22 protein-coding genes, 1 tRNA gene and 1 pseudogene are annotated in these 24,752 nt (G+C 71.7%); 12 read left to right on the top strand and 12 right to left on the bottom strand.

Annotation, left to right across the window (positions count from 1 at the left end; genetic code table 11):
- Positions 1–155: 155 nt before the first annotated feature.
- From efeB to KKZ08_RS19025, 6 genes are all read right to left on the bottom strand, one after another.
- A complete protein-coding gene (gene efeB / locus KKZ08_RS19050; RefSeq protein ID WP_223775593.1) occupies positions 156–1,409 on the bottom strand; it encodes an iron uptake transporter deferrochelatase/peroxidase subunit in 1,254 nt (417 codons plus the stop codon).
- A gap of 6 nt (positions 1,410–1,415) precedes the next feature.
- Positions 1,416–3,371, bottom strand: coding sequence for a copper resistance protein CopC (locus KKZ08_RS19045; RefSeq protein ID WP_223779109.1), 1,956 nt, complete (start codon positions 3,369–3,371; stop codon positions 1,416–1,418).
- A gap of 101 nt (positions 3,372–3,472) precedes the next feature.
- Positions 3,473–4,057 carry a copper chaperone PCu(A)C gene (locus KKZ08_RS19040; protein ID WP_223779108.1) on the bottom strand — a complete coding sequence of 195 codons (585 nt, stop codon included), beginning with the start codon at positions 4,055–4,057 and terminating at the stop codon, positions 3,473–3,475.
- 68 nt (positions 4,058–4,125) lie between these two features.
- On the bottom strand, positions 4,126–4,836 hold the full coding sequence (locus tag KKZ08_RS19035) for an SCO family protein (RefSeq protein ID WP_223775592.1): 711 nt from the start codon (positions 4,834–4,836) through the stop codon (positions 4,126–4,128).
- Positions 4,837–4,927: 91 nt separating this feature from the next.
- Positions 4,928–5,668 carry a YcnI family protein gene (locus KKZ08_RS19030; RefSeq protein ID WP_223775591.1) on the bottom strand — a complete coding sequence of 247 codons (741 nt, stop codon included), beginning with the start codon at positions 5,666–5,668 and terminating at the stop codon, positions 4,928–4,930.
- A 192-nt stretch (positions 5,669–5,860) separates the two neighbouring features.
- Entirely contained in the window at positions 5,861–6,718 is an 858-nt protein-coding gene (locus KKZ08_RS19025; protein WP_223775590.1) for a hypothetical protein, read from the bottom strand.
- A gap of 239 nt (positions 6,719–6,957) precedes the next feature.
- On the opposite strand from KKZ08_RS19025, the gene KKZ08_RS19020 reads away from it, so the two are divergent.
- Positions 6,958–7,425, top strand: a complete 468-nt coding sequence (locus tag KKZ08_RS19020) for an ATP-binding protein (RefSeq protein ID WP_223775589.1) — start codon at positions 6,958–6,960, stop codon at positions 7,423–7,425.
- A 55-nt stretch (positions 7,426–7,480) separates the two neighbouring features.
- Here the strand turns inward: KKZ08_RS19020 and KKZ08_RS19015 are convergent, their stop codons facing one another.
- Together KKZ08_RS19015 and KKZ08_RS19010 are read right to left on the bottom strand one after the other, a co-directional pair.
- Entirely contained in the window at positions 7,481–8,950 is a 1,470-nt protein-coding gene (locus KKZ08_RS19015) for an aminopeptidase P family protein (RefSeq protein ID WP_223775588.1), read from the bottom strand.
- 100 nt (positions 8,951–9,050) lie between these two features.
- Entirely contained in the window at positions 9,051–10,460 is a 1,410-nt protein-coding gene (locus KKZ08_RS19010) for a PP2C family protein-serine/threonine phosphatase (protein WP_223775587.1), read from the bottom strand.
- Between the two features lie 615 nt (positions 10,461–11,075).
- On the opposite strand from KKZ08_RS19010, the gene KKZ08_RS19005 reads away from it, so the two are divergent.
- Entirely contained in the window at positions 11,076–11,753 is a 678-nt protein-coding gene (locus KKZ08_RS19005; protein WP_223775586.1) for a bifunctional DNA primase/polymerase, read from the top strand.
- 55 nt (positions 11,754–11,808) lie between these two features.
- The gene (locus KKZ08_RS19000) at positions 11,809–12,333 is read left to right on the top strand and encodes a hypothetical protein (RefSeq protein WP_223775585.1); all 525 of its coding nucleotides are present in this window, start codon (positions 11,809–11,811) and stop codon (positions 12,331–12,333) included.
- 273 nt (positions 12,334–12,606) lie between these two features.
- Here KKZ08_RS19000 and KKZ08_RS18995 read toward each other — a convergent pair whose 3' ends face one another.
- The 3 genes from KKZ08_RS18995 to KKZ08_RS18985 all read right to left on the bottom strand — a co-directional run bounded on the left by KKZ08_RS18995 (position 12,607) and on the right by KKZ08_RS18985 (position 15,238).
- Complete coding sequence (locus tag KKZ08_RS18995; protein WP_223775584.1) at positions 12,607–13,584, bottom strand: DUF5926 family protein; 978 nt, start codon at positions 13,582–13,584, stop codon at positions 12,607–12,609.
- 140 nt (positions 13,585–13,724) lie between these two features.
- A complete protein-coding gene (locus tag KKZ08_RS18990) occupies positions 13,725–14,342 on the bottom strand; it encodes an ATP-binding protein (RefSeq protein ID WP_223775583.1) in 618 nt (205 codons plus the stop codon).
- 53 nt (positions 14,343–14,395) lie between these two features.
- A complete protein-coding gene (locus tag KKZ08_RS18985) occupies positions 14,396–15,238 on the bottom strand; it encodes a glycerophosphodiester phosphodiesterase (RefSeq protein ID WP_223775582.1) in 843 nt (280 codons plus the stop codon).
- A gap of 194 nt (positions 15,239–15,432) precedes the next feature.
- On the opposite strand from KKZ08_RS18985, the pseudogene KKZ08_RS18980 reads away from it, so the two are divergent.
- The 3 genes and pseudogenes from KKZ08_RS18980 to KKZ08_RS18970 all read left to right on the top strand — a co-directional run bounded on the left by KKZ08_RS18980 (position 15,433) and on the right by KKZ08_RS18970 (position 17,810).
- Positions 15,433–16,857, top strand: a pseudogene (locus KKZ08_RS18980) (trypsin-like peptidase domain-containing protein).
- Positions 16,858–16,931: 74 nt separating this feature from the next.
- Positions 16,932–17,016: transfer RNA gene (locus KKZ08_RS18975), tRNA-Ser, on the top strand.
- 515 nt (positions 17,017–17,531) lie between these two features.
- Positions 17,532–17,810: a hypothetical protein gene (locus KKZ08_RS18970; RefSeq protein ID WP_223775581.1), complete on the top strand. Its 279-nt coding sequence runs from the start codon at positions 17,532–17,534 to the stop codon at positions 17,808–17,810.
- A 31-nt stretch (positions 17,811–17,841) separates the two neighbouring features.
- Here the strand turns inward: KKZ08_RS18970 and KKZ08_RS18965 are convergent, their stop codons facing one another.
- The gene (locus KKZ08_RS18965) at positions 17,842–18,783 is read right to left on the bottom strand and encodes a bifunctional DNA primase/polymerase (RefSeq protein ID WP_223775580.1); all 942 of its coding nucleotides are present in this window, start codon (positions 18,781–18,783) and stop codon (positions 17,842–17,844) included.
- A gap of 424 nt (positions 18,784–19,207) precedes the next feature.
- Between KKZ08_RS18965 and KKZ08_RS18960 the strand changes: the two genes are divergently transcribed.
- From KKZ08_RS18960 to KKZ08_RS18935, 6 genes are all read left to right on the top strand, one after another.
- Entirely contained in the window at positions 19,208–19,519 is a 312-nt protein-coding gene (locus KKZ08_RS18960) for a hypothetical protein (protein ID WP_223775579.1), read from the top strand.
- A gap of 221 nt (positions 19,520–19,740) precedes the next feature.
- Positions 19,741–20,964: an acyl-CoA dehydrogenase family protein gene (locus tag KKZ08_RS18955; RefSeq protein ID WP_223775578.1), complete on the top strand. Its 1,224-nt coding sequence runs from the start codon at positions 19,741–19,743 to the stop codon at positions 20,962–20,964.
- 26 nt (positions 20,965–20,990) lie between these two features.
- Complete coding sequence (locus KKZ08_RS18950; protein WP_223779107.1) at positions 20,991–21,923, top strand: OB-fold domain-containing protein; 933 nt, start codon at positions 20,991–20,993, stop codon at positions 21,921–21,923.
- 1 nt (position 21,924) lies between these two features.
- Positions 21,925–22,968 carry an acyl-CoA dehydrogenase family protein gene (locus KKZ08_RS18945; protein WP_223775577.1) on the top strand — a complete coding sequence of 348 codons (1,044 nt, stop codon included), beginning with the start codon at positions 21,925–21,927 and terminating at the stop codon, positions 22,966–22,968.
- Positions 22,969–23,179: 211 nt separating this feature from the next.
- The gene (locus KKZ08_RS18940) at positions 23,180–23,587 is read left to right on the top strand and encodes a MaoC family dehydratase (RefSeq protein WP_223779106.1); all 408 of its coding nucleotides are present in this window, start codon (positions 23,180–23,182) and stop codon (positions 23,585–23,587) included.
- Positions 23,584–24,750 (top strand): lipid-transfer protein, encoded by a 1,167-nt coding sequence (locus tag KKZ08_RS18935; RefSeq protein WP_223775576.1) that lies wholly within the window; start codon positions 23,584–23,586, stop codon positions 24,748–24,750. Before KKZ08_RS18940 ends, KKZ08_RS18935 begins: the two co-directional genes overlap by 4 nt.
- Positions 24,751–24,752: the final 2 nt, after the last annotated feature.

Raw genomic sequence — 24,752 nt, 5'->3', positions numbered from 1 at the left:
ACTCGTAAGCCCCCACTACCCGTAAGCCCCCACTACCCGTAAGCCCCCACTACCCGTAAGCCCCCACTACCCGTAAGCCCGCGCTACCCATAAGTCCGCACCACCATCAAGCCGCGCCGCCCGTAAACCCCCCGGCCGACGCCGAGGCAAGCCCCTCACCCCTCCAGCAACCGCTGCCCCACGTACTCGCCCTTCGCCGCCCCGCCCGGCACCGCGAAGAGGCCGCTCGCCTCGTGGCGGATGAACTCCGACAGGGCGTCACCCCGGTCGAGCTTGCGCTGCACCGGCACGAACCCGCGCATCGGGTCGGCCTGCCAGCAGACGAAGAGCAGACCCGCGTCCGGCTCCCCGTGCGCGTCGAAGCCGTCGTGGTACGAGAACGGCCTGCGCAGCATCGCCGCACCGCCGTTCTGATCGGGGCGGGTGATGCGGGCGTGCGCGTTGAGGGGGATGACGAGCCTGCCGTCCGGGCCCGTCTTCTCCAGGTCCGGGTCGGTCGTCTCCGTGCCGCCCGTCAGCGGCGAGCCGTCCTTCTTGTGCCGCCCGATCACCGCCTCCTGCTCCTTCAGGCCGAGCTTCTCCCAGTCGTCGAGGAGCATCCGGATACGGCGTACGACGGCGTAGGAGCCCCCCGCCATCCACGCGGGGTCACCGTCGGCGGGCACGAAGATCCGCTCGTCGAAGTCCTTTTCCGCCGGCTTCGGGTTGTTCGTGCCGTCGACCTGGCCCATCAGATTGCGGGTCGTCATCGGGTGCGCGGTGGCGCCGGGCGAGCGGTTGAAACCGTTCATCTGCCAGCGCACCCGCGCCACCCCGGCCGCCTCCTTCTGGAGGGCGCGCAACGCGTGGAAGGCGACGAGCGGGTCGTTGGCGCCGATCTGCACCCACAGGTCGCCGTTGCTGCGCGCCTTGTCCAGGTGGTCCGAGGAGAAGTCGGGCAGCGGATCCAGGGCGGCCGGGCGCCGCTTCTCCAGACCCGTGCGGGAGAAGAAGGAGGCGCCGAAGCCGAAGGTGACGGAGAGGGAGGAGGGGCCGGCGTCCCGCGCGACCGCCGTGTCGTCGGAGCCGACCGGCTCGCCCGCCATCAGCCGCTCGGCAGCCGCCGACCAGCGGCGCAGCAGGGCCGCCGCCTCCTTGCGGCTCGCGCCCGAGGTCAGGTCGAAGGCGACCAGATGGCCGCGGGACTGCGGAGGCGTGGTGATGCCGGACTGATGTTTCCCGTGAAACATCACCTCGTCCGCGCCGAGGGACGCCAGGGCGGCCTTCGACGCGCCGGACGCGCCGGACGAGCCCGACCCGGACGAGGGCGCCGCCGCGTACCCGACGGCGCCACCCGCCGCACCGAGCGCGAGACCGGTGGCACCGGCGGTGCCGAGCAGCCGCCGCCTGGAAATCCCGTTGTCCGTCATGCCTGTTCAGCCGATCTGCGTGTTCTTGTTCACGGTCACTTGGTCGATGTCGGAGGTCCGCACGGTCACCGCGATCTTCCAGTCGCCCGCCATCGGGATCTGCACCCCGCTCGCCGTCCAGTGTCCGGTGCCGATGTGGCTCGGGGTGACGGGCAGCGGGCCCAGGTCCTTCGACTTGAGGGTGAAGGAGACCTTCACCTCGGGGATGTCGAAGGCGCTGCCGTTGGGCCGCTTCACGTAGATGTGCAGGTCGTTGCTGCCGGTGCGGCCCGGGTCCAGTTCGAGGCGCACGGTGCCCTTGCCGTCCTGGCCGCCCGTGTCGAAGGGCACCTTCAGGGTGAGCGGGCCCGAGCGCTGTGCCTCGGCCACGGCGGCGGTGGCCTTGGCGGCCTCCTCCTGCGTGCGGCCCGGCTCGGTGGTCGTCAGGGCCGTCGTGACGGCGAGCAGGACGACGGCGACGCCCGCCTCGGTGAGCACCGAGCGGCGCAGCCCCGAGCGGTGCGGGTCGGCGTCGCGGATGCGCTTCTCGCGCGCGGTGGCCATGGCCGCCCGCTGGCGCGCGAGCTGGGCGGAACGCTCGGAGTCCTCGGAGCAGTCCTTGGAGTCCCCGAAGTAGGCCTTGGAGTCCCCGGAGGAGGCCTTGGAGTCCTCGGAGTCCTTGGAGCCGCGCGCACCGGGGGTGTCAGCCGCTTCCCCGGCCGGGGCCGTCACCGTGACCGACTTCTTCGCCATGCGCTGCTCGACCACCGCGGCCGCCGCAGCCTCGGGTGCGACGCCGCCCGCCTCGGAGGCGATCCGGCCGGTCCAGCGCCGCGAGACGGAGGCGACGCCCACCAGGACGGCGACCAGGCCGATCTTGACGAGGAGCAGCTGCCCGTACGACGTACCGGTCAGCGCCGACCACGAGCCGACCTGCCGCCACGACTGGTAGAGCCCGGTCGCGGCCAGTACGACGACGCTGGTGAACGCCACGCGCGAGAACCGCCGCACGGCCGCCGCCTCCACCGAGGTCGTGCGGAACAGCGCGACGAGCAGCGCCGCGAGCCCGCCGAGCCAGGCGGCGACGGCCAGCAGGTGCAGCACGTCGACGGGCATCGCGACGCCCGCCTGGATCCCGGTCGAGGCGTGCTCCGCCATCGCCCAGGTCGCCGCGATGCCGATGGCGACGACCGTGCCGCCGATGGCGAGCCCGAAGGTGAGGTCCTTCTTCGCGGCGGCCTCGTCCGGCCCGTCGCGCTTCACGTACGCCCCGAAGAGCACCGCGATGAACAGCGCGGCGGCGGCGAGCAGCAGCAGCCGGGAGACCAGGGCCGCGCCGGTCTTGGTGTTGAGCACGTCGCCGAGCGCGCCCATGTCGAAGGCGTCGGCGAGCTTCCCTGAGCCGGTGTAGGGGGCGCGCAGCAGGAGCAGGGCGAGCGTGGCGCCGGTGAGCGTGACCCAGCCGTACGTCACGAGGCGCTGCACGGGCCGTACCCCCGCGCCGCGCGGCCAGCAGCCGAGCACGAAGGCGGCGCCGCCGACGACCAGGATGAACCCGCCGTAGGAGAGGTAGCGCGCGATGTCGTAGAGCACGCCGACGAGGCCGCCGCCCGCCTCCTGGGCGGGCAGGGTGGCCTTCGTGGCGGAGGGCGCGCCGATGGAGAAGGTGAAGGCGCCGGCGACGGGATGGCTGTCGGCGGACACGACTTGGTAGGCGACGGTGTAGGTGCCGTCGGACAGGCCCTTGCGGAGCTTCACGCCGTACGTGTTGGCGCCCAGGTCGGTGGTCTTGCCGGTGTCGGCGCGCTTGCCGGACGGGGCGAGCACCCGCACGGAGCCGTCCGCCATGGCCACCTTCTCCGAGAAGGTGAGCTTCACCTGGGCGGGGGCCTCGTCGACCACCGCTCCCTGCTTCGGGTCGCTGCCGGTGAGCGCGGCGTGCGCGGAGGCCGGCGCGGCGCCGGCGAGGAACGCGCCGGTCATGGCGACGAGCACGAGGAGAAGCCGCCAGAGGCGGGGAGCGGCTCCGGCCCGGGGAACGTTCCTGGAGCGGGGAGCGATGGTCTGCATCAACGGTCCGTCCCTCAGTGCGTCGTATCCGACGTATGCGACATGTGCGTCGTGTGCGACGCGTGCGGTGTCTGCGACGTGCCTGATGTCTGCGACGTGCGTGATGTCTGCGAGGCGTGCGACATATGAGTGCCGTGCGAGGCGTTCGAGCCGCTGTCGTGCTGCTGCCCGGGGCGGTACGTCGCCTCCTTGACCGGCACCTCGATCGTGATCGGATCCGACTTCTGGAAGCGCAGCGTCATGGCGACCTTCTCGCCCCGCTTCGGCTTGTGCTTGAGCTCTTCGAGCATCAGGTGGTTGCCGCCGCTCGCGAGGACGAGTTCTCCGTCCGCGGGCACGGCGAAGGACTTCTGCTCCTTCATCGCGCCGTCCTTGGTGCTGTGCAGCGTGACGGTGCCCGCGATGTCACTGGTGACGGAGGTGAGCCGGTCGGCGCCGCCCTTGTTCGTGAGCGTGAAGAAGCCGGCCGCCATGTCGTCCATGGTGGGCTCGGGGATGTACGCCCCGCCGACCTCGAGCCGGGGCTTCTTCGCCGTCCCGGCGTCCGGGCCCGAGTCGTCGCCGCAACCCGCAAGGGTGAGCGCCGCCGCCAGCGCCATCGCCCCGCCGACGAGCGCACGGCGACGGACGGCGGTGCGGACGGCGGTGCCTACCGCGGTGCCGCGGCTCACGGAGTCGCCCCCTTGACGAGCTTCGGGAGGTCCTTGGTGTAGTCGCCCGCGGTGGCCTCCTCGCCGTACAGCACGTACCCCGCGTCGGTCTTCGGCGAGAAGGCGATGACCTGCTTGCCGTGCACCGAGACGATCTTGCCGTTCTTGTCCTTCTGGGACGGCTCGATGCTGATGCCGAGCTGGCGGGCCCCGGCCTGGATGGTCGCGAAGTCGCCGGTCAGACCGGTGAAGTCGGCGTCCACGCCCTTGAGCCACTTGCCGAGTTCGGCGGGGGTGTCGCGCTTGGGGTCGGTCGTGACGAAGACGACCTTCAGCTTCTCCTGGTCGGCCTTGGGCAGGGCCTTCTTGGCGACCGCGATGTTGTTCATCGTCAGGGGGCAGACGTCGGGGCAGTGCGTGTAGCCGAAGTAGATCAGCGTCGGCCGGCCCTTCGTCTCCTCGCGCAGGTCATACTTCTTGCCCCGGGTGTCGGTCAGGACGAGGTCCGGCTTCTCGAACGGCTTGTCCAGAACCGTGGCCGCCTTGCCCGAGTCGGTCTCCATGGAGACGTCGGCGACCGGCTTCTTGTTGTCGTCACCGCCGCCGCAGGCGGTCAGGGTGAGGGCGGCCACGGCCAGCAGGGCAGCGGCGGCGAGCTTCTTCTCGGTGCTTCTGGTGCCCTTGATGCTCGTGGAGCTCTTCGTGCTCTTCGTGCTCTTCGTGCGCATACGAAAATGTCCCAGATGTGAGGGGGCCGGGGTGCACCGGGGCGGACGTCGGCCGCCCCGGCGCACCCCGAAGGATGACGGGCCCGGCGGGTCAGCCGGTGGCGCCGCGGCGCTTGGCGAGAAGGCCGAACGCGAGGCCCGCGGCGCCGACGACGATGCCGACGATGCCGAGGACGCGGGCGACGGTGTCACTGCTGTCGGAGGAGTCGGAGGCGGTGCTTTCGGACTTCGCGTCGCCCTTGGCGTGGTCCGACTTCGCGTCGTCGGACGCGGTGCCCGAGCCGTGGTGGTCGTCGGACGCGGCGGTCAGCCGGAGGGTGGGCGCGGGGTGCTCCGGCTCCTCCTGGCCCTTCTGCTGCGGCTCGATCCAGCGGACGACTTCCTTGTTGTCGTACGTCTGGACGGCCTTGAAGACGAGTTCGTCGGTGTCCTCGGGCAGCTGGCCCATGGAGACCGGGAACTTCTGGAAGGTGCCGGGCCGGATGCCCTTGCCGTCGGCGGTCCAGGTGACCTTGGTGACGGCCTCGTCGATCTTCTTGCCGTGGATCTCCAGCGGCTTGTCGAGCTTGCTCTTGGTGACCTTCGCGGTCCAGCCCGGGACGGGCTGCGTCATCACGGAGGCGAGCGGGTGGTCGCCGGGGAAGGAGACCTCGAGCTTGTTGGTCGAGGCGTCGTCCATCTCGTTCGGCACCTTGAAGTTGACCGTCGCGTAGCCGCCCTTGGCGGCCTCACCCTCCGGCGAGACGCTGACGTGCGCGAACGCGGGCGCGCCGAGCACGAGGACGGCGGAGGCGGCGACGGTGCCGACGGCGGCGATGCGGGACATCTTCATCAGGGAAACACTCCACTTTTCGGCAGGTGTGACGAGTACGCGGTGAGCGGCGCGCACGCGGTACGCAAAGCGCGGTACGCAGAGCACAGTGCTCGGTACTCAGTACGAGGGGGATGCGCGCGGCCTGGTTGGCGGGCACGCGCGCGTGCGTGCCGAGCGACCCCTCCGTACCGCTGAGTGGAGTACGTCGCGTCAGGCAGCGAGTTCGACGTCGCGGGCGCCGGCCGGCGGGCCGCGGCGGATCACCGCGTCCTCCAGCGTGACCATGCGCGGCCTCGGCGGCGGGAGCAGCGCCGTGCGCGGAGCCTGCGGCCCACTGGTCCCGGGCGCGCCGGGCAGACCGGCCCGCAGGGCGCGTACGAGGGTGAGGGCCGAGCGCAAGGAACGTACGAGCGCCGCTTCGGCGACCCCGTGCGCCCCGTGCGCGAGCCGGACGAGCCGGAGCAGGGCGAGATCGCCGCGGCGCAGCAGCCAGCCCGCGGCGACGGCCGCGAGGATGTGGGCGACGAGCATCGGCAGGGAGGGCAGGAGCGCCATGGCGCCCATCGAGCCCGCCGAGTGCGCCGAGCCCACCGAGTGCGCGGCGGCGGCCGACTGACCATGGTGGTGCACGGCCGAACCGCCCCCGCCCCCGCCCGGGGCGATCCCGGCCGTGGTGAGGATCCGGTGGGCCTGCGCGGGCGTGATCGTCGCCGCGCCCGCCCCGCAGACCAGCCGCGCGGCCCGCTCCACCAGGGAGGGGTCACCGCTCACCGGAGCGGCGGCGGCCGTGCCGTGCTGGCCGAGGCCGAACAGCGCGTGCAGCCCGACCTGGCCCACCGCGAGGAGCGCGGCGATGCCGGGCAGCGAACGGGCCCGCCCGGCGAGCGGCAGCGCGACCGCGAGGACGGCGAGGAAGCCCGCGCCGAGCGTCCACAGCGGGACGGCGACGCAGGAAGCGAGCACATGGCCCCCGGCGGACAGCACGACACAGACCGCGGCGAACATCGCGGCCCTGAGCAGCCGGAGATCGACGCCGTCACGCGGCTGGCGCTGGTGGGGGGCGTTCATGGCGGGGCCATCATCGCACTGGGCCCACCCGGTGCGTACGGCAGGTCCGGAAGGTCCCGTTCCAGACGATGAGCATGGCTGTGCCTGCCTCGTACCCGCGCGGGAGGCCCGCCGTCCTACACGAGCCGCGCAAGCCACGCGTCCGCCGTATGGGCGGCATCACGCCGCAAGGGCGCTTATCCACGCGCCCTTGCGGCAATACGTATCGGTATGTCGAGCCGCAGCCAGGAGGCTGGAGCATGAGCATCTGGTGGTCTCTCCATTTGCGGCGCGAAGCTGCGAGTGTCCCGCTCGCACGCCGCCTGCTGATCGGCACGATGGAGACGGCGGGCGTGGATCCCGACGTCTCCTTCGACCTGTCGCTCGCCCTCAGCGAAGCCTGTGCCAACGCCGTGGAGCACGGCGGCGCGGGTGCCCCGGGCGGGACGGGCGCCTACCGCGTCACGGCCTACCTGGACGGCGAGAAGTGCCGCATCGAGGTCGCCGACTCGGGCCCCGGCTTTCCCGGAGCCTCGCGCGGCTGTCCGACGCAGGCGCCCCGCCCGGCCGCCGCGGAGACGGACGAGCACGGCCGGGGCCTCTGCCTCATCAGGGAGCTCGCCGACCACGTGCACCTCGGCAACAAGCCGGGCACGGGCGGCGGCGCGGTGATCAGCTTCGACAAGATGCTCAAGTGGCGCGAGGGCGCGCCGCTCATGACGGCCTGACGCCCCCCTCCAAAGGGGGAGCGCCACCCGTGTCTCGCGCCCTTCTCAGCCCTTCTCAGGCCTTGAGCCGCGCCATCCACGCCTCGACCTCGTCCGAACGCCGCGGCAGCGAGTCCGAGAGGTTCCGGTTGCCGTCCTCCGTCACGAGGATGTCGTCCTCGATCCGGACGCCGATGCCGCGGTACTCCTCCGGCACGGTCAGGTCGTCCGCCTGGAAGTACAGGCCGGGCTCGACGGTCAGGCACATGCCGGGCTCCAGCGTGCCGTCGACGTACGACTCACGGCGCGCGGCGGCGCAGTCGTGGACGTCCATGCCGAGCATGTGACCGGTGCCGTGCAGCGTCCAGCGGCGCTGGAGGCCCAGCTCCAGGACGCGCTCGACGGGGCCCTCGACGAGGCCCCACTCCACCAGCTTCTCGGCGAGCACACGCTGCGAGGCGTCGTGGAAGTCGCGGTACTTGGCGCCCGGCTGCACGGCCGCGATGCCGGCCTCCTGGGCCTCGTACACGGCGTCGTAGATCTTCTTCTGGAGCTCGTTGAATCGGCCGTTGATCGGCAGCGTACGGGTGACGTCCGCCGTGTAGTACGTGTGCGTCTCCACACCGGCGTCGAGCAGGAGCAGCTCTCCGGAGCGCACGGCTCCGTCGTTGCGCACCCAGTGCAGCGTGGTGGCGTGCGGACCGGCGGCGCAGATGGAGCCGTAGCCGATGTCGTTGCCCTCGACGCGGGCGCGCAGGAAGAAGGTGCCCTCGATGTAGCGCTCGCTCGTCGCCTCGGCCTTGTCGAGGATCTTGACGACGTCCTCGAAGCCGCGCGCGGTCGAGTCGCAGGCCTTCTGGAGCTCGCCGATCTCGAACTCGTCCTTGACGAGACGGGCCTCGGAGAGGAAGACGCGCAGCTCTTCGTCGCGCTCGGCGGTGACCTTGTCGGTCAGCGCGGCCTCGATGCCGGCGTCGTACCCGCGCACGACACGGACGGGCCCGGTCGCCTCGCGCAGCGCCTCGGGCAGCTCGCGCACGTCGGAGGCGGGGATGCCGTACAGCTTCTCGGCCTCGGTCAGGGAGTGGCGGCGGCCGACCCACAGCTCGCCCTGGCCGTCGAGCCAGAACTCGCCGTTCTCGCGGTTGGAGCGCGGCAGGAGGTAGATGGTCGCGTCGTGGCCGCTCTTGGTCGGCTCCATGACGAGGACGCCGTCCTCCGTCTGGTTGCCGGTGAGGTACGCGTACTCGACGGAGGCGCGGAAGGCGTACTCGGTGTCGTTCGAGCGGGTCTTGAGGTTGCCCGCGGGGATCACGAGGCGCTCGCCCGGGAAGCGCGCGGAGAGCGCGGCGCGGCGGGCCGCGGTGTTCTCGGCCTGGGGGATCGGCCGCAGGTCGTGCAGCTCGGTGTCGGCCCAGCCGGACTTCATGTTCTCGGCGAGCTCGTCGGACACGCCGGGGTACAGGCCGTTCTTCCGCTGCTTGATCGGCTCCTCTTCGGTCTCCTCCGGGATCACCGGGGTCTCCGGGTTGAGAGCGTCCGACACGGTCTGCCTCCTAGGTACGACACTGGGCCACCCTCCATCGTACGGGCGTACGGAAGGGGGCCCAGGGCCGTAGGACCACTTACCGCGCGTGGCCGTTGCCTCACGCGAAGCGGGCCGCGAGGAGGACCACGTCCTCCTCGTCGTCCACGGTGTCGAGCCCGTCCGGGAGGACCGTGCGCAGGACGTGGTCGGCGATGGCGCCCGGGTCGTCCCTGAGGGGTTTGGGCACGCTCGCCGCCGCCGCGTGCAGCCGCGCGAACGCCCGGTCCATCGCCTCCCCGGTGCGGTGGAGCAGGCCGTCGGTATAGAGAAGCACCGTTTCTCCGGGCTCCGGGGAGATCTCCACGCTCGGCGCCTCCCAGCAGGCGAGCATCCCGAGCGGCGCGGACAGGGAGGTCTCCACGAACTCCGTGCGCCGCTCCCCGATGATCAGCGGCGGGCTGTGCCCGGCCCCGGCGAGCACGACCTTGCGCAGGGCGGGCTCGCAGTAGGCGAAGAGGGCGGTGGCGGACCGCGCGGGTTCGGTGAGCCGCAGCAGCAGCTCCAGATCGGAGAGTACGGCGACGGGGTCCTCGCCCTCCATCACGGCGTACGCCCGCAGGGAGGCCCGCAGCCGCCCCATCGCGGCGACGGCGCTGGGCCCCGACCCGGTGACCGACCCCACCGCGAGGCCGAGCGCCGCGTCCGGCAGCGGCAGCGCGTCGTGCCAGTCGCCGCCGCCGCGCGGCCCGGTGCGGTGCCGTGCGGCTAGCTGCACCCCGGCGACCCGCGGCAGCCGCGCGGGCATGAGCTCCTCGCGCAGGGTCGCGGTGGTGGTGCGGGCCCGGTCCAGCTCCAGCAGGCGGGCCAGGTGCTCGGTGGCGCAGGCCGCGTAGCGCCCGGCGAGGTGGCGTCTGCGCTCGGCCGGCTCGGCGGGCTCGTCGTACAGCCAGACCACGGCGCCGATCCGGCCCGCCGCCTCGGTGGCCAGGGGCAGCGCGTAGCTCGCGGCGTAGCCGAGGCGGGAGGCGACCTCGCGGTGGCGCGGGTCGAGGCCGTCGTCGGCGAGCAGGTCGGGCTGGACGATCTCGGTGGCGGGGCCGGGGGCGCCGGCCGTCGGGGCGTCCAAAATCCGGCCGTACGACGTCGCGCCGCGCGGCACCGTCTCGATGTGCCCCAGCTCGGCGCGGGTGAGCTCCAGGCCGGTCGTGGTGTCCGGGCCGAGCCCGTCGGCCGGTTCGAGGACGGCGAGGCCGCGCCGGGCGCCGACGAGGGCGGCACCGGCCCCCAGGAGCTCTCGCAGGGCCTCGCCGAGGGTCTTCGTACGGGCGAGCCGCTCGGTGAGTTCGTGCAGCGTGGTGAGGTCGGAGACCCAGCCCGCGAGGCGGTCCTGGAGCACGGCGCCGGGGGCGCAGGGGGTGGGGGAGGCCGCCGGTTCGGGCGTGGTGGGCGCGGTGGGCGCGACAGTGTGGGCGGGTGGCGGAACAGTGGAATCGATTCCGGCCACTTTCGGAAGGTGCGGGGCGTTCATGGCTTACGGCTTTCCGGCCGGTGCGTAATGCTCAATAGCATCGCAAACCCCCATGTCATTCTGCGCCGGCAGCAATGTCTCCAGATGTACACGCCCTGGTGAGGGGATGTCCAGCATTGTCCGGCTGGGATTCCTGGTGTCCGCGGGAATTCTGAGCACAGTAAATGATCTTGTTAAGTTGGCTGAAAACCGCGCTGGGTTATGGCATATTGCGGTCGACTGACGTTGTTCCGCAGAGCGTTGCCGCGGTCGTGCTGGGTACGTACTCAGTGATGACCAGGGGCAGTTGGGGCCCGTCCGGAACCTCGCGGAGGAGCCGGGCGTCTTAACTCACGACGACCGTGCCCCATCCTCCCGTGGGGGAGGCGGCAAGCAATATCGCGCGACGGCAAACGCCAGGCGCCGCCACCCCACGCCACGTCAACGCTCGGTTCAGAGTGGTTCCCCATGCCGCAGGCTGGGGTCGGATGTGCCAGCTCGTACGTACAGCGAAGTGATCCACACGAAGTGATCGAAGCGATCCACGCATGGTGTAGTGATCCACACTTGGTGTGATGTGGCCCGCAGTCCCCCCGGCGTCACACGCCGGCGTGCAACGGAAAGGAACGAGCGCTCATGCGCGAGATCCTCGGAAGGCGACGCAGGCTCCTGTCCTGGCGAATGGGAAGGAAGCCCGGCCGGAGTACCGGACAGATCGGCGCGGCCCTGACCTTCGCGACCGCGTGGCGGTGGCCCGTCCTGCCGGGCGTCGGTCTCGACCGGCGTGACGGCAGCCGGTGCGCCTGCCCCGACCCCGACTGTGTGGTGCCGGGCGCCCACCCCCTCGACCCGGGGCTGCTCGCCGCGACCACCGATGAGCGAATGGTGCGCTGGTGGTGGACCAACCGCCCGGGTGCCCCGATCGTGCTCGCCACGGGAGGCCGTGCCCCCTGCGCCGTCAGCCTCCCCGTGGACGCGGGCGGGCGCGCCCTCGCCGCGCTCGACGAGGCGGGCATCAGGCTCGGCCCGGTGGTCGCCACGGAGAGCCGCCTCTATGTGCTCGTCGCGCCCTACTCCCTGGCCCAGTTGGGCGAGCTGCTCTACGCCAAGGACTACGTCCCCGGCTCGCTCCGCTTCCACGGCGAGGGCGGCTATCTCGCCCTGCCCCCCTCCGGCACGGGTCAGGGGCCCGTCCGCTGGGAGCGCGCCCCGCTGCCCGGCTCGGCCGCCCCCTGGGTGCCCGGCGTCGAGGCGGTCGTGGACGCCGTCGTCGACGCGCTCACTCGTACGGGTGTGAGCGCACCCGAGTTGTAGGCCAATGGGTGCGCGGCGAACGGGCCGCGCGCCCACCTGTCGTTATGTTCGGCCCATGCAACCCCGCCTGATCGTGCTTCTGGGCGTCGTGGCCGTCACGGTTCTCCTTCCGCTCGCCGGCGCGTCCGCGGGGCCGGTCGGCGACGGTGACGCGAAGTCGCCCCTCCCCGCCCCCTCGCCCCTCCCTTCGAACACCCCTCCGTCCCCCGCGGAGAAACCGGAACCCTCGCTGCCGGGCCTCTCCGGAGCGAGCGCCGAGGCCCACTGCGGGCCCGAACTGTCCTCCCCCGACGGCATCGAGGCCCAGACCTGTGTGCTCACGCAGGGCCACGACACCTGGGCCCGTACCTATTACCGCAATGCCACCGGCGACGACCTGAACGCCGTACTGACCGTGATGGGCCCCGACGGGCGCACCGTACAGACGCACTGTGCGATGGGCGCGGGGGACGAGCCGGGAGCCTGTGAGACCCCGCGTGAGCGGTCCGTGGGGGAAGCGGCGGAGTACTCGGCGGTGGCGGAGTTCGCGGCCAGTGAGTCGGCGGCGCTGCTGCTGCGCTCGGGGAGCAACTCGGCGTAGCCTCAAGGCAGTTGAGCCCTGAACCGGTCCCGGACATGGAAGGGCCCGGTTGCTGGCGACGGGGGATGCACCAGCAACCGGGCTACCTGAACGGTAACAAGAGATCGGCTCCTGGCAAATTCGATCTCAGTTATCCGGACAGGGATTTACCTGCGAGTACGGGGAGTTGTGACAGGAGTCACGCGTTCCCCACCGACTGACTGGTGGGTCAGCCGCGTGTGACGCGCGGTGCCGACTCAGCGTGACGTGGACGCGTCGGCCGGGCCGGAGGCGTCAGCTGAGCGTGACCTGGCGGTTGGTGAGGCCGCCACGCGCCCTGCGCTCGTCCGGGGTCAGCGGGGTGTCGGAGGCGAGCGCCGACGCCAGCCGCTCGGCGAACTCGGCGGCCGGCTTCTCGATGTCGTCCGCGCCGACGCCGCTCGGCAGGTCCCACACCGGCACGATGACACCGTGCGCGCGGAAGGAGCCGACGAGGCGGGTGCCCTCACCGAGGCTCGACGTGCCGGCCGCGTGCAGCCGGGCCAGCGCGTCCAGGAGCTGCTCCTCGGGGTGCGGCATGACCCAGCGCAGGTGGTTCTTCTCCGGTGTCTCGCACCAGTACGCCGCGTCCACGCCCGAGAGCTTCACGGTCGGGATGGCGGCGGCGTTCGCCCGCTCCAGGGAGGCGGTGACCTCCGGCGTGGCGTTCTCCGAGTCCGGCACCCAGAACTCGAACCCGGCGTGCACCACCGGCTCGAACGGCGCCTCGGCGTCGAGCACGTCCTGGAGGCGCGGCCCGTCGGCGGGAGCGCGGCGGCCCTGCACCGGTGTGCCCGGCTCGGCCTCCAGCGCGCGCCGCAGGGTGTCGGCGAGGTCGCGGCTGATGTCGCCGGACGAGGTGTCGTTCTGCAGCCCGATCAGAACCGAGCCGTCGTCGCGGCGCAGCGCGGGCCACGCCATCGGCAGCACGGTGGCCAGGGTGACCGAGGGAACGCCCTCGGGCAGCCCGTCCCGCAGCGTCAGCTCGGCGGTCGCGGCGGGCACCAGCTCGCGCAGCGCGACCCAGTCGCACTCGCCGGGCAGCCCCTCGAAGGGGCGCTGCACCAGCTCGGCCACCGCCTGTGCGGCGGCCCTGCCGTGGCAGGCCTTGTAGCGGCGGCCCGAACCGCAGGGGCAGGGTTCGCGGGCGCCGACGGCCGGATAGCTCTCGTTGGCTCCGCCCTTGAGCGGCGGCTGCTGCTTGCCCTTGGTCTGGGGGCGCTTCTTGGCCATCTTGGGTGTCTCCCGGCTGCGGCTCTCTTGCTCTCTTGCGTACGGGCGCGAGCCTAGCCGTTGGTGCGAGGGCCGCCGGGATTCACTCCGGGGCGCCGGGAGCGTCAGGTGGGTTCCGGTGGTCCGGTGGTCCTCAGTCTTCAGTCCAAGTCGTCGAAGGGATCGGCGAAGGCGAGGTCGGCCAGCGCGGCCGCCGACGGAGCGGCGACGCGCGTAGCGAAATCCTCGGGGCGGTGCCCTGCCTGCACGACGACCCAGACGGTGACCTCGCCGTGCACGTCGTCGCGTACGCCCCAGGTGTCGGCGAGCGCCGAGATGATGTTGAGCCCCCGGCCGCCGTGCGCCGTGACCGAGGGCGTGGCCGGAACAGGGCGGGTCGGGCCCCCTCCGTCCGTCACCTCGACCGTCAGCCGACCGGTCTTGTCGACGTGCCAGGCCGCTCGTACATCGCCGTCGCCGACCATTCCGCGGCCCAGCGGCCTGCCGTGCCGGCAGGCATTGCTGAGCAACTCCGAAAGGATCAGTACGGCATCGTCGATGACCGACTCGGACACTCCGCCGATGCGTAGTTGATCCCGCATCCGGTGTCTTGCTTCCCCCACGCCCGCAGGGCCATGGGGTACGGCCATGCTCGACGACGTGGGCACCTCCCGTGCCACCACCAACGCCACCCCCGAGACCTCCTTTGCCCCACGCCACGGTGTGGATGCCCCAATGGACTGGACCGGAAACCGGCCAATCGCCCTCCGGTGACGCACTCGTAACGATCGAATACGGACCGAACGCGCCGGTGCACTCCCTGTAACGGAAGTTAACGGAGTCCCAGACGATCCAGTTGGGTCAGAACTTGCCTTGGGCGATTGGTGATGATCGCGTCGACACCGAGTTCGGCGCAGAGCTCGACGTCCTCGGGCTCGTTCACCGTCCATACGTGCACCTGGTGTCCCGCGCGTTTCAGCTTGGCCACGTAGCCGGGGTGGTTGCGCACGATCCGCAGGGCGGGACCCGCGATGCGTACACCCGGGGGAAGGCGGCCGTCGCGGTGGCGGGGCGAGACGAACTGCATCAGATAGACGGTCGGCAGCGTCGGCGACGCGGCCCGCACGCGGTGCAGCGAACGTGCCGAGAAGCTCATGACCCGTACCGGAGAGGCCCCCTCCGAGGGCGGCGCGTCCAGACCGAAGCGCTTCAGGAGCAGGAGCAGGCGCTCTTCCACCTGGCCCGCCCAGCGTGTGGGGTGTTTTGTCTCGATGGCCAGCCGCACCTGGCGGCCGGAGGCGTTGCTTTCGGCAACGAGCTCAAGGAGCCGCTCCAGGGTGAGGACGGAGGTGTCCGCGCCCGCGGGGCCCTCCCAGTCCGGGCCCTCATCTTCCACGGCCTCGTCGTGGTGCCGCTTCCAGGAGCCGAAGTCGAGCGCGGCGAGGTCGGAGAGTTCGAGGGCCGAGACGGCCCCGCGGCCGTTCGAGGTGCGGTTGACGCGGCGGTCGTGGACACAGACGAGGTGGCCGTCCGCGGTGAGCCGCACATCGCATTCGAGGGCGTCCGCCCCGTCGTCGACCGCCTTCTTGTACGCGGCCAGCGTGTGCTCGGGGGCCTCCTCGGAGGCTCCGCGGTGGGCGACGACCTGGATCTGGTGCTGTCGTGCGAGGGTCACCGCGTCATGGTGCCATCACGGGGTACCCGCAGGCTCGCCGGAGGGCCGCGTCTCGCAGCGCCGGACACACAGGCTCGGCTTATGGTGCCCTGACAGCCCATGGGAAAAGCTGACTGCATACAGATGCACAGTTGGCACAGCCAGGCCGTGACCGAGAACGCCAGCCACGACAGCATGGACCGAGGAGAAGAGCTGTGAGCACCGAGAACGAGGGCAACGCGGTACCGAAGGCCCCGTCCGCACCTCCCGTGCCGGTGGACGCTCCCGCTGTTTCCGCCGACTCCGCCGGCTCTGCCGACTCCGCTGCTTCTGCCGCCGATTCCCGTGCCGCGGCCGCGGGGTCCGCGTCTTCGGGGGCTGCTGGTGCCGGTACGGCTGGTGCTGATTCCGGGGCTGGAGTGGGTGCTGGTGCTGGGGCCGGCGCGGGTGCCGGTTCTGCGGCCGCAGGCGCCGCGTGGCCGCCTCCGCAGCCGCCGGCCGTTCCGTCGTACGCCGCGGGTGGCGGCTCCGGTTCCGGCTGGGGCGCCTCGTACCAGCCGCAGGAGCCGAAGCCCGGGCGCCGGCGCGGTGGCCTGGTCGCCGCGGTGCTCGCGGCCGCGCTGGTCGCGGGCGGTGTCGGCGGTGGCATCGGCTACTGGGCGGCGGAGCGGAACGACAACGACACCGGCTCGACCACGGTCGCCGCCGCGGACACGCCCGCCGGCCTGAAGCGCGAGCCGGGCTCGGTCGCCAGGATCGCGGCCGACGCGCTGCCGAGCGTCGTCACCATCGAGGCCCAGAGCGGCAGCGGCGAGGGCGGCACGGGCACCGGCTTCGTCTATGACAAGCAGGGCCACATCCTCACCAACAACCACGTGGTGGCATCGGCCGCCGAGGGCGGCAAGCTCCAGGTGACGTTCTCCAACGGCAAGAAGTACGCCGCCGAGGTCGTCGGCCGAGCCGAGGGCTACGACGTGGCGGTCATCAAGCTCAAGAACGCCCCGGGCGACCTGAAGCCGCTGGCCCTCGGCAACTCCGACCGCGTGGCCGTCGGCGACTCCACGATCGCGATCGGCGCCCCCTTCGGCCTCTCGAACACCGTCACCACGGGCATCATCAGCGCCAAGAACCGCCCGGTGACCTCCAGCGACGGCGGGCAGAGCGGCAAGAGCTCGTACATGAGCGCCTTGCAGACCGACGCCTCCATCAACCCCGGCAACTCCGGCGGCCCGCTCCTGGACGGGCGCGGCGCGGTCATCGGCATCAACTCCGCGATCAAGCCGGCCGACAGCGGCGGCCTCGGCGGCTCCGGCCAGTCGGGCTCCATCGGCCTCGGCTTCGCGATCCCGGTGAACCAGGCGAAGCACGTCGCCCAGCAGCTGATCAAGACCGGCCAGCCCGTCTACCCCGTGATCGGCGCCTCGGTCTCGATCCAGCAGGACACCTCGAACGGCGCGATGATCTCCCAGGAGGGCGCGAGCGGTTCTCGATCAGACGGAGGACAACCTCAACGGTGATCACAGCTGGACGACATGGTGATCGACAGCTCCGAGCCGGCGACGGTCAAGATCACCTACGAGCGCGACGGCAAGGAGCGCACGGTCGACGTGACCCTGGGCCAGCGCAAGGGCGACAGCTGAGCCGCTGCTCCGCCGACGGCCCAACCCGCTAGTCTTGTCCCCGCGTCGTCCCGGTCTCCCGGCGGCCGGCGCGGGGTGGGTTGCCCGAGCGGCCTAAGGGAACGGTCTTGAAAACCGTCGTGGCGTGAGTCACCGTGGGTTCAAATCCCACACCCACCGCAGAGATTGACGGCCCCTGACCTGGTGTGACGGTCGGGGGCCTTCGTCATAGGCGCTTCCTGGCCCTCGGCCTCCTGTCGGCCTGCGCGCACGGGCAGCGCCTGGGCGGGGGACCGAAGGGGTGAATGTCCGTGCCTGTTGCTATGGGCACCCTTACTTTGTCTTTCTACGCGGATAGAATAAGAATGGAATCAAAGCTTCCGCACTCACTGGCAGTGATATCGGCCTGTGTAGGAAAAACTTCCGGTCCACAGCCTGAGGATGGCGAAAGGCCAGCTCAGGGCGGGTCTGTGGAATAACTTGTGCGTTCTCGCACCGCATTGTCCACCGATCGGTACACAGATTCCTGCTAGTTACACACAGTGATAGGCGAGTTATCCACAGAGCCCGCCGACAAGCAGATTGGCGACGGGCTCACGCGCTGTCACTATTGCCGCTGACGGGTGGCGTGGTCGCACAAAGGCGGCCCCCGCTGGCACGGGAGCCGCCCTGACCCCACTTCAGAGAGGTCAGTCATGACGGTACCCACGAACGCCGAAGGCGCGCACTTCAGGAAGTCCCGTACGGTCGGCCCCGTCCTGCCTCTGCCGGACGCCGTGCCGGCGCGGAGGCGGAAGCGGGGGCTGCTGATCAGCGGGGTCATCGCGGTCGGGCTCGGGGTCGTGGCCCTGGTGCTGGCCTTCCCGCGCCTCGCGGCCCCGATCGGCACCGCCGCCGGTGTGGTCGCCGTTCTCGTTCCGCTGATCCACAGGGCGGGGTACGACGAGTCGTCCGACAGGGGCAGCGGCGGGTAAGCCGTGGCGCTCCGCGTGGCGGGGCGGCTCGTTACGCCTGTCCGGTGAGGCGTGCCGCCGAGGCGATCGTCGAGTGGGCCTCGCGGTGCGTGAGGCCCACGCGGAGGGCCGCGTCCGCGAGTTGGGGGGCCAGGGCCTCGCCGATGCCGTTCTCGTAGGCGCGGCAGGCGGCCCAGAAGAGGCGGGTGTTGCGCTGCCCCTCGTGCGCCGCGAGCACGAACTGCACGAGGCCCTGGCCCTGTTGTACGGCCGTGTCGGGGCCGGGCCGTGGGGGCGTCGCGTGAGGGGCGCGCGGTGGAGGCATGAGCAGCCGCAGCAGCGCGGGCGGGCAGGGCGCGGGCGGTAGTTGGGCAGTGCCGGGCACGGTGCCGTAGACACCGTGTTCGGTACGGGAGCCGGGGCCGACGAGGTAGCCGCCCGCGCCGCGGATGTCGATGCCGGGCGCGAGCCGCCCCGCGGAGTTGGGGACCACGACGTCGGGTGGTCCCGACAGCCAGATGTGGCGGCCGCCGCTGGGCGTGGTCACGACGACGGTCTCGGGGATCGTGAACAGGTGACGCAGCGCCAGTTCCCGCAGGGCCGCGGAGGCGTCCGCGCCGGACTTGGTGTCGAGGTCGACGCCGATCAGATGGTGCGGAGGCAGCCCGCAGGCGATGCCGTATCCGGTGGCCCACGGGGCGGCGGCGAAGAGCTCACGGATGCGCCGCGGATCGGTCGAGGCGTCGTACACGCCGTGGCCGAGGCGGCCGCATTCGCCGTGGCAGGGCGGTGCCGGCCGGGGGGTGCCGTGGCGGGGCCCGGAGAGATCGGCCTCGGAGTGACCGGCCTCGGAGTGACCGGCCTCGGCGTGGTGAGGGGAACGCAGGGCCGGGAGCTTGGTGCGGGAGAGCGGGATCACCGCGAGGCCCCGCTCGGCGGCGGACAGGGCGTGGGCGAGCGCGAGGGTGGTGACATGGCGGTCGGTGGTGGCCATGGGTTCATTTTCGTACGTATGTTCGAGGAAGGGAAGGGGGGCTGCGCTCCACGCGTCGCGGGGGGACGGCCTGGAGGCGAAAAGCGCCCCCTTCCTAAGGATGTCGAGGGGTTCCGGCGAAACGCTTCGCCTCCTGTGGCGCCTGGGTGAGGCCAGGGCATGGGTGGCCCGTGGGCGGCGCGCGAGGGGGCGGTGTGGGGCTGAACTGCGGATTCGCGGCGTGAAACGCGTTTAGCGACATGTCCTCACGCTTGCGGGGGAATCGAGACTTCCGGGGTGGTTCGCCGGGGACGGCTGGGCAACTCTGATCCCGCGACGTCGCGCAGTACTCCGGGGCGGTCGGCCGGCTTCCCCTGGAGAACCCGTGTTTCCCGGTACTCCCGGCTCACCGCCGGCGCGTATCTCCTGCCTTGGAGGAATAGACATGGCACGTATCCGTACGGTCCGAGTCATCGCGGCCGCCGCTGCCCTGCCGCTGGCCGCCGCGCTCTTCTCGGGTGCCGCGACGGCCGACAGCGGCGCGTTTGCGAACGACGGATCGAACGCGGGAGTGGCGACCGTGGACGGCAGCGGCGTCGACGGCGGCAACCACGGCAACTCGGCGACCACGCAGCAGCAGGCCGTCGGCACCGGTGCCTCGAACCAGAACAACTCCGCCCAGGTGGACGGCTCGGCATTCACGGTGGTCGACCAGTCGAGCGATGACGTCACGGTGAACTTCACCCCGCTCTGGTGAGCCGACGGCCCCCGGAAGCGATGGGGATGGCTTCCAGGGGTCCGCGACGTGGGGTGTGACGGGTCATGTGCGGCGGCGCTTCGGCGCCGCCGCACTGGCGTGTGCGTGCCCCCGGCTTGTCGCGCGGTCCGATCTCTTGACGCGGGCACCGCACCTGACGGACAGTCAGATGCCGTCGGGAACCGGAAACCTTGCTGGTACGAGATGGAGAGGCCGCCGGCGTGCATCTCGCCCCCACCGAACGCCAACGGAAACTACGTGCCGAGCTACGCGCCTACTTCCGGCGCCTGATGCCCGAGGGGCCGCCCGGCGGCGCGGACGGGGCGGGGCAGCGCGAACTGCTGCGGCGCATGGGCGCGGACGGCATGCTGGGGCTCGGCTGGCCCGTCGAGTACGGCGGCCAAGGGCGCGGCGCCGACGAGCAGTTCGTCTTCTTCGACGAGGCGTACCGCGCGGGCGCGCCCGTGTCGATGGTGACCCTGAACACCGTCGGCCCGACCCTCATGAAGTACGGCTCCGAGGAGCAGAAGGCCTTCTTCCTGCCGCGGATCCTCGCCGGCGCGTGCGTCTTCGCCATCGGTTACAGCGAGCCGTCGGCCGGCACGGACCTCGCCTCGCTGCGGACCAGGGCGGTGCGGGAGCGGGCCGGGGCCGGCGGGCCGGGGGGCGGTGGCGGTGGCGGTGGCGGGGGTAAGGGTGAGGGCGGTGGCTGGCTGATCGACGGGCAGAAGATCTTCACCTCGAACGCGCAGAACGCCGACTGGATCTGGCTGGCCTGCCGCACCGACCCCGAGGCGCCCAAGCACCAGGGCATCTCGATCATCCTCGTACCGACCGACGCCCCCGGTTTCTCCTGGACACCGATCGAGACCGTCGGCGGCCTGACGACGACGGCGACCTATTACGACGGGATCCGCGTCCCCGCCGCGAACCTCGTCGGCGAGGAGAACGCCGGCTGGGGCCTCATCACCAACCAGCTCAACCACGAGCGGGTGGCGCTCGCCGCGATCGGCATGCAGGCCGAGGACTTCTACGCGGCGGCGCTGGACCTCGCGCGTACACCCGATCCGATGACGGGTGAGCGGCGGATTGACGCGCCGTGGGTCCGGTCGAGACTGGCCGAGGTGCATGCCCGTCTCGCGGCAACGCGCCTGCTCAACTGGCGTTTGGTGGGCGACGTGGGGGCGGGTCGCCTGGCGCCCGGGGACGCGAGCGGCGTGAAGGTCATGGGAACCGAATCGGCCGTCGAGGTGTACCGAATGTGTCAGGAGATCGCGGGCGAGGCGGGCCTTGTACGGGCCGGTTCGCCGGGCGGGATCGGGGACGGCGAGCTGGAGCGGATGAACAGGGCCGCGCAGATCAACACGTTCGGGGGCGGGGTGAGCGAGGTGCAGCGCGAGATCGTCGCGACGATGCGGCTCGGTATGCGGAGGGGGCGTCGGTGAACAGCGACAGCGACAGTGACGGCACGGTGCGGGGCGTGGCGGACGGCGAGGCGCGGGGCATCCCGTACGACGCGTTGAAGGCGTTCGAGGGCAGGGCCGCGGCGGAGTCCGGCATCGGCAAGGATCCGGTCAACGCACCCATGATCAGGCATTGGTGCGAGGCGATGGGCGACACCCATCCCGCCTACGCGGGCGCGGATCCGATCGCGCCGCCCACGATGATGCAGGCCTGGACGATGGGTGGCCTCTCCGGCCACGAGGGGCGTTCCGACGCGTACGACGAGCTGTTCGCCCTGCTCGACGGCGCGGGGTACACCTCTGTGGTCGCCACCGACTGCGAGCAGGAGTACGTGCGGGCGTTGCGGCCCGGCGACGAGATCACCTTCGACGCGGTGATCGAGTCGGTTTCGGAGCGCAAGACGACCAAGCTCGGCACGGGCCACTTCGTCACCACGCGGATGGACATCAGTGCCGGTGGCGAGCCCGCCGGGACGCACCGCTTCCGCATCCTCAAGTACGCACCGGCGCGGCGAAAGCCGAAGGGCAGGCGCCCCCGCCCGGTGATCAACCGCGACAACGCGGGGTTCTGGGAGGGCATTGCCGCGCACCGCCTGCTGATCCAGCGCTGCGTCGGCTGCGCGGAGCCGCGCTTTCCCTGGCTGCCCGGTTGCAACGCCTGCGGCTCGCCCGACTGGGACACGGTCGAGGCGAGCGGTGAGGGCACGGTCTATTCGTACGTCGTGATGCACCACCCGCCCTTCCCGGCGTTCGATCCGCCCTACGCGGTGGGCCTCATCGAGTTGGCGGAAGGCGTGCGGATCGTCAGCAACGTCATCGGCGTGCCGTACGACAAGGTGCGGATCGGCATGCCGGTGCGGCTCGCGTTCCTGCGGGTGGACGAGGAGCTGGAGCTGCCGTTGTTCCGGGCTCTGGACGACGCGGCGGGGGGCGAGGGCTGACATGGACTTCACGCCCACGGAGGAGCAGGCCGCCGCGCGGGACCTCGCCGCGGAGATCTTCGGCGACCTGGCCACGCCGGAGCGGCTCGCGGCGGCGGGGGCCGGTTCGGACGCCGAGTTGTGGAAGGCGCTGTGCGCGGCGGGGCTGCCGGGCGCGGTGGAGGACGTCGGGCTGCTCGGCCTCGTTCTGCTGCTCGAGGAACAGGGCCGGACGACGGCACAGGTCCCCTTCGCGGCGAGCTGTGTCTACGGCCTCCTCGCGGTGGCCGCGCACGGCTCGCAGGAGCAGCGGGGCCGGTTGCTGCCCGCCCTGCGCCAGGGCACGGCCGTGGCCACGGGGGCCTTCCCGGCTCGGAGCGCGGTGGAGGCCGAGCCGGACGGGGAACTGGGCGGGGTCCTGAGGGGCGTTGTGCCGTGGGCGCCATGGCTGAGGGATGCCACGCATGTCCTGGTGGCGGTGGCCGACCGCAGCCTGTGGTGGGTGCCGGTGGCGGGCGCGCGCGTGGAGCCGGTCGAGCTGACCGCGCCGTGGTCAGCGGGGCGGCTGACCCTCGACGGGACACCCGGGGAGCGGATCGGCGGGGCCGGCGCGTACGAGGACGTGCGGGCGACCGCGCGGACAGCCTTCGCCGGGCTGCAGGCCGGGGTGTGCGCGGGATCGTTGGCCCGTGCCGTGGCCCATACGAACGAACGCGAGCAGTTCGGCCGCCCGCTCGCCGCCAAGCAGGGCGTCCAACTCCGCGCCGCCGACGCGCACATGGACACCGAGGCGATACGGGTCACGGCGTACGAGGCGGCCTGGCGCCGCGACACGGGCCTGCCGTACGGCACGCACGCGCTGACGGCGGCCTGGTGGGCATCGGAGGCGGGCAAGCGCGTCGTGCACGCGGGCCAGCATCTCCACGGCGGCATGGGCGCCGACCTCGACCATCCCGTGCATCGGCACTTTCTCTGGGGGCGGCAGTTGGACGCGTACTTGGGATGTGGGAGCGAAGTCCTGGAGGAGCTGGGCGCGGTGATCGCGTCGGGGGCGGTGGAAGGGTGATGGAGGGGTGACGCATACGACAGGTACGGCGGATACGACAGGTACGGCGGATACGACAGCTACGGCGGATACGACAGCTACGGCGGCTACGGCGGCTACGACGGAGACGGCGGAGACGGCGGAGACAGGAGGGGCCCCGGTGGCGAGCGAGAAGACGGTGGCGCGCTCGGCGGGGGCCGGCGCGTTCACGGAGGGCGGGCCGAGTGTCCCCATGCGGGCGGGAGAGGAGCTGCCGTCGCTGGAGATTCCGGTCACCCGCACCCTGATCGTCGCCGGGGCCATCGCGTCCCGCGACTACCAGGACGTGCACCATGACGCGGAGCTCGCGAAGGCCAAGGGCTCCCCCGACATCTTCATGAACATCCTGACGACCAACGGCCTGGTCGGCCGCTACATCACGGACCACTTCGGGCCCACGGCGGTCCTGCGCAAGGTGGCGATACGCCTCGGCGCGCCCAACTACCCGGGGGACACGATGGTGCTGCGCGGCACGGTCGAGACGGTCGGCACCGGCCCCGACGGCGAGACGGCCACGGTCAGGGTCGTCGGAGCCAACGGCATCGGCAAGCACGTCACCGGCACGGTGACCGTGACCCTTCCCCCGGGGGCCGCCGCATGAGCGTCCGTACGCGCGACGACCTCGGAGGCAGGGCCGCGATCGTCGGCATCGGGGCGACCGAGTTCTCGAAGGACTCCGGACGCAGTGAGCTGAAGCTGGCCGTGGAGGCGGTGCGGGATGCGCTGGACGACGCCGGGCTGTCCGCCGCCGATGTGGACGGCATGGTCACGTTCACCATGGACACCAACCCGGAGATCACCGTCGCCCAGGCGGCCGGGATCGGGGAGCTCTCCTTCTTCTCCCGCGTCCACTACGGCGGCGGTGCGGCATGCGCCACCGTCCAGCAGGCGGCGCTCGCGGTGGCGACCGGGGTGGCCGAAGTCGTCGTGTGCTACCGCGCGTTCAACGAACGCTCGGGGCGGAGATTCGGCTCCGGGGTGCAGCAGCGCGAACCGTCCGCCGAGGGTGCGGCGCTCGGCTGGGCCCTGCCGTTCGGGCTGCTGACCCCCGCGTCCTGGGTGGCGATGGCGGCCCAGCGCTATCTCCACACGTACGGCCTGACCCCGGACGCCTTCGGCCACGTGGCCGTGACGGACCGGAAGTACGCGGCGACGAACCCGGCCGCCTACTTCCACGGCAAGCCGATCACGCTCGCCGATCACGCCGCGTCACGCTGGATCGTCGAACCCCTGCGGCTCCTGGACTGCTGCCAGGAGACGGACGGCGGCCAGGCGATCGTCGTCACCGGCGTGGAGCGGGCCCGCGACCTCCCGCACGCCCCTGCCGTGATCACGGCGGCGGCCCAGGGGGCCGGGCGGGCGCAGGAGCAAATGACCAGCTTCTACCGCGACGATCTCAGCGGGCTGCCCGAGATGAGCGTCGTGGCCCGCCAGCTGTGGCGCACCTCGGGGCTCGCACCCTCCGATGTCGATGTCGGCATCCTCTACGACCACTTCACGCCGTTCGTACTGATGCAGCTGGAGGAGTTCGGGTTCTGCGCGCCGGGCGAGGCCGCAGGGTTCGTCGCCGAGGAGCGGCTGCCGCTGAACACCCACGGCGGGCAGCTCGGAGAGGCGTATCTCCACGGGATGAACGGCGTGGCGGAAGCCGTCCGGCAGATACGCGGCACGTCCGTGAACCAGATACCGGGCGCCGCGCACACCCTGGTCACCGCGGGCACCGGAGTCCCCACATCGGGGCTGATTCTGGGGTCGGACGGATGAAC

Source organism: Streptomyces sp. 135 (assembly GCF_020026305.1).
Classification (GTDB): domain Bacteria; phylum Actinomycetota; class Actinomycetes; order Streptomycetales; family Streptomycetaceae; genus Streptomyces.
This window is presented reverse-complemented; position numbering and strand designations above follow the sequence as displayed.

Coding starts and splice junctions, on each gene's coding strand:
- KKZ08_RS19035 (WP_223775592.1), bottom strand. CDS start 4,836: ATGCGCACGAAGAGCACGAAGAGCACGAAGAGCTCCACGAGCATCAAG.
- KKZ08_RS18970 (WP_223775581.1), top strand. CDS start 17,532: ATGACGGTACCCACGAACGCCGAAGGCGCGCACTTCAGGAAGTCCCGT.
- KKZ08_RS19040 (WP_223779108.1), bottom strand. CDS start 4,057: ATGGCGCTGGCGGCGGCGCTCACCCTTGCGGGTTGCGGCGACGACTCG.
- KKZ08_RS19000 (WP_223775585.1), top strand. CDS start 11,809: ATGCAACCCCGCCTGATCGTGCTTCTGGGCGTCGTGGCCGTCACGGTT.
- KKZ08_RS18935 (WP_223775576.1), top strand. CDS start 23,584: ATGAGCGTCCGTACGCGCGACGACCTCGGAGGCAGGGCCGCGATCGTC.
- KKZ08_RS19020 (WP_223775589.1), top strand. CDS start 6,958: ATGAGCATCTGGTGGTCTCTCCATTTGCGGCGCGAAGCTGCGAGTGTC.
- KKZ08_RS18960 (WP_223775579.1), top strand. CDS start 19,208: ATGGCACGTATCCGTACGGTCCGAGTCATCGCGGCCGCCGCTGCCCTG.
- KKZ08_RS18995 (WP_223775584.1), bottom strand. CDS start 13,584: ATGGCCAAGAAGCGCCCCCAGACCAAGGGCAAGCAGCAGCCGCCGCTC.
- KKZ08_RS19045 (WP_223779109.1), bottom strand. CDS start 3,371: ATGACCGGCGCGTTCCTCGCCGGCGCCGCGCCGGCCTCCGCGCACGCC.
- KKZ08_RS18965 (WP_223775580.1), bottom strand. CDS start 18,783: ATGGCCACCACCGACCGCCATGTCACCACCCTCGCGCTCGCCCACGCC.
- KKZ08_RS18940 (WP_223779106.1), top strand. CDS start 23,180: ATGCGGGCGGGAGAGGAGCTGCCGTCGCTGGAGATTCCGGTCACCCGC.
- KKZ08_RS19005 (WP_223775586.1), top strand. CDS start 11,076: ATGCGCGAGATCCTCGGAAGGCGACGCAGGCTCCTGTCCTGGCGAATG.
- KKZ08_RS19025 (WP_223775590.1), bottom strand. CDS start 6,718: ATGAACGCCCCCCACCAGCGCCAGCCGCGTGACGGCGTCGATCTCCGG.
- efeB (WP_223775593.1), bottom strand. CDS start 1,409: ATGACGGACAACGGGATTTCCAGGCGGCGGCTGCTCGGCACCGCCGGT.
- KKZ08_RS18945 (WP_223775577.1), top strand. CDS start 21,925: ATGGACTTCACGCCCACGGAGGAGCAGGCCGCCGCGCGGGACCTCGCC.
- KKZ08_RS19010 (WP_223775587.1), bottom strand. CDS start 10,460: ATGAACGCCCCGCACCTTCCGAAAGTGGCCGGAATCGATTCCACTGTT.
- KKZ08_RS19030 (WP_223775591.1), bottom strand. CDS start 5,668: ATGAAGATGTCCCGCATCGCCGCCGTCGGCACCGTCGCCGCCTCCGCC.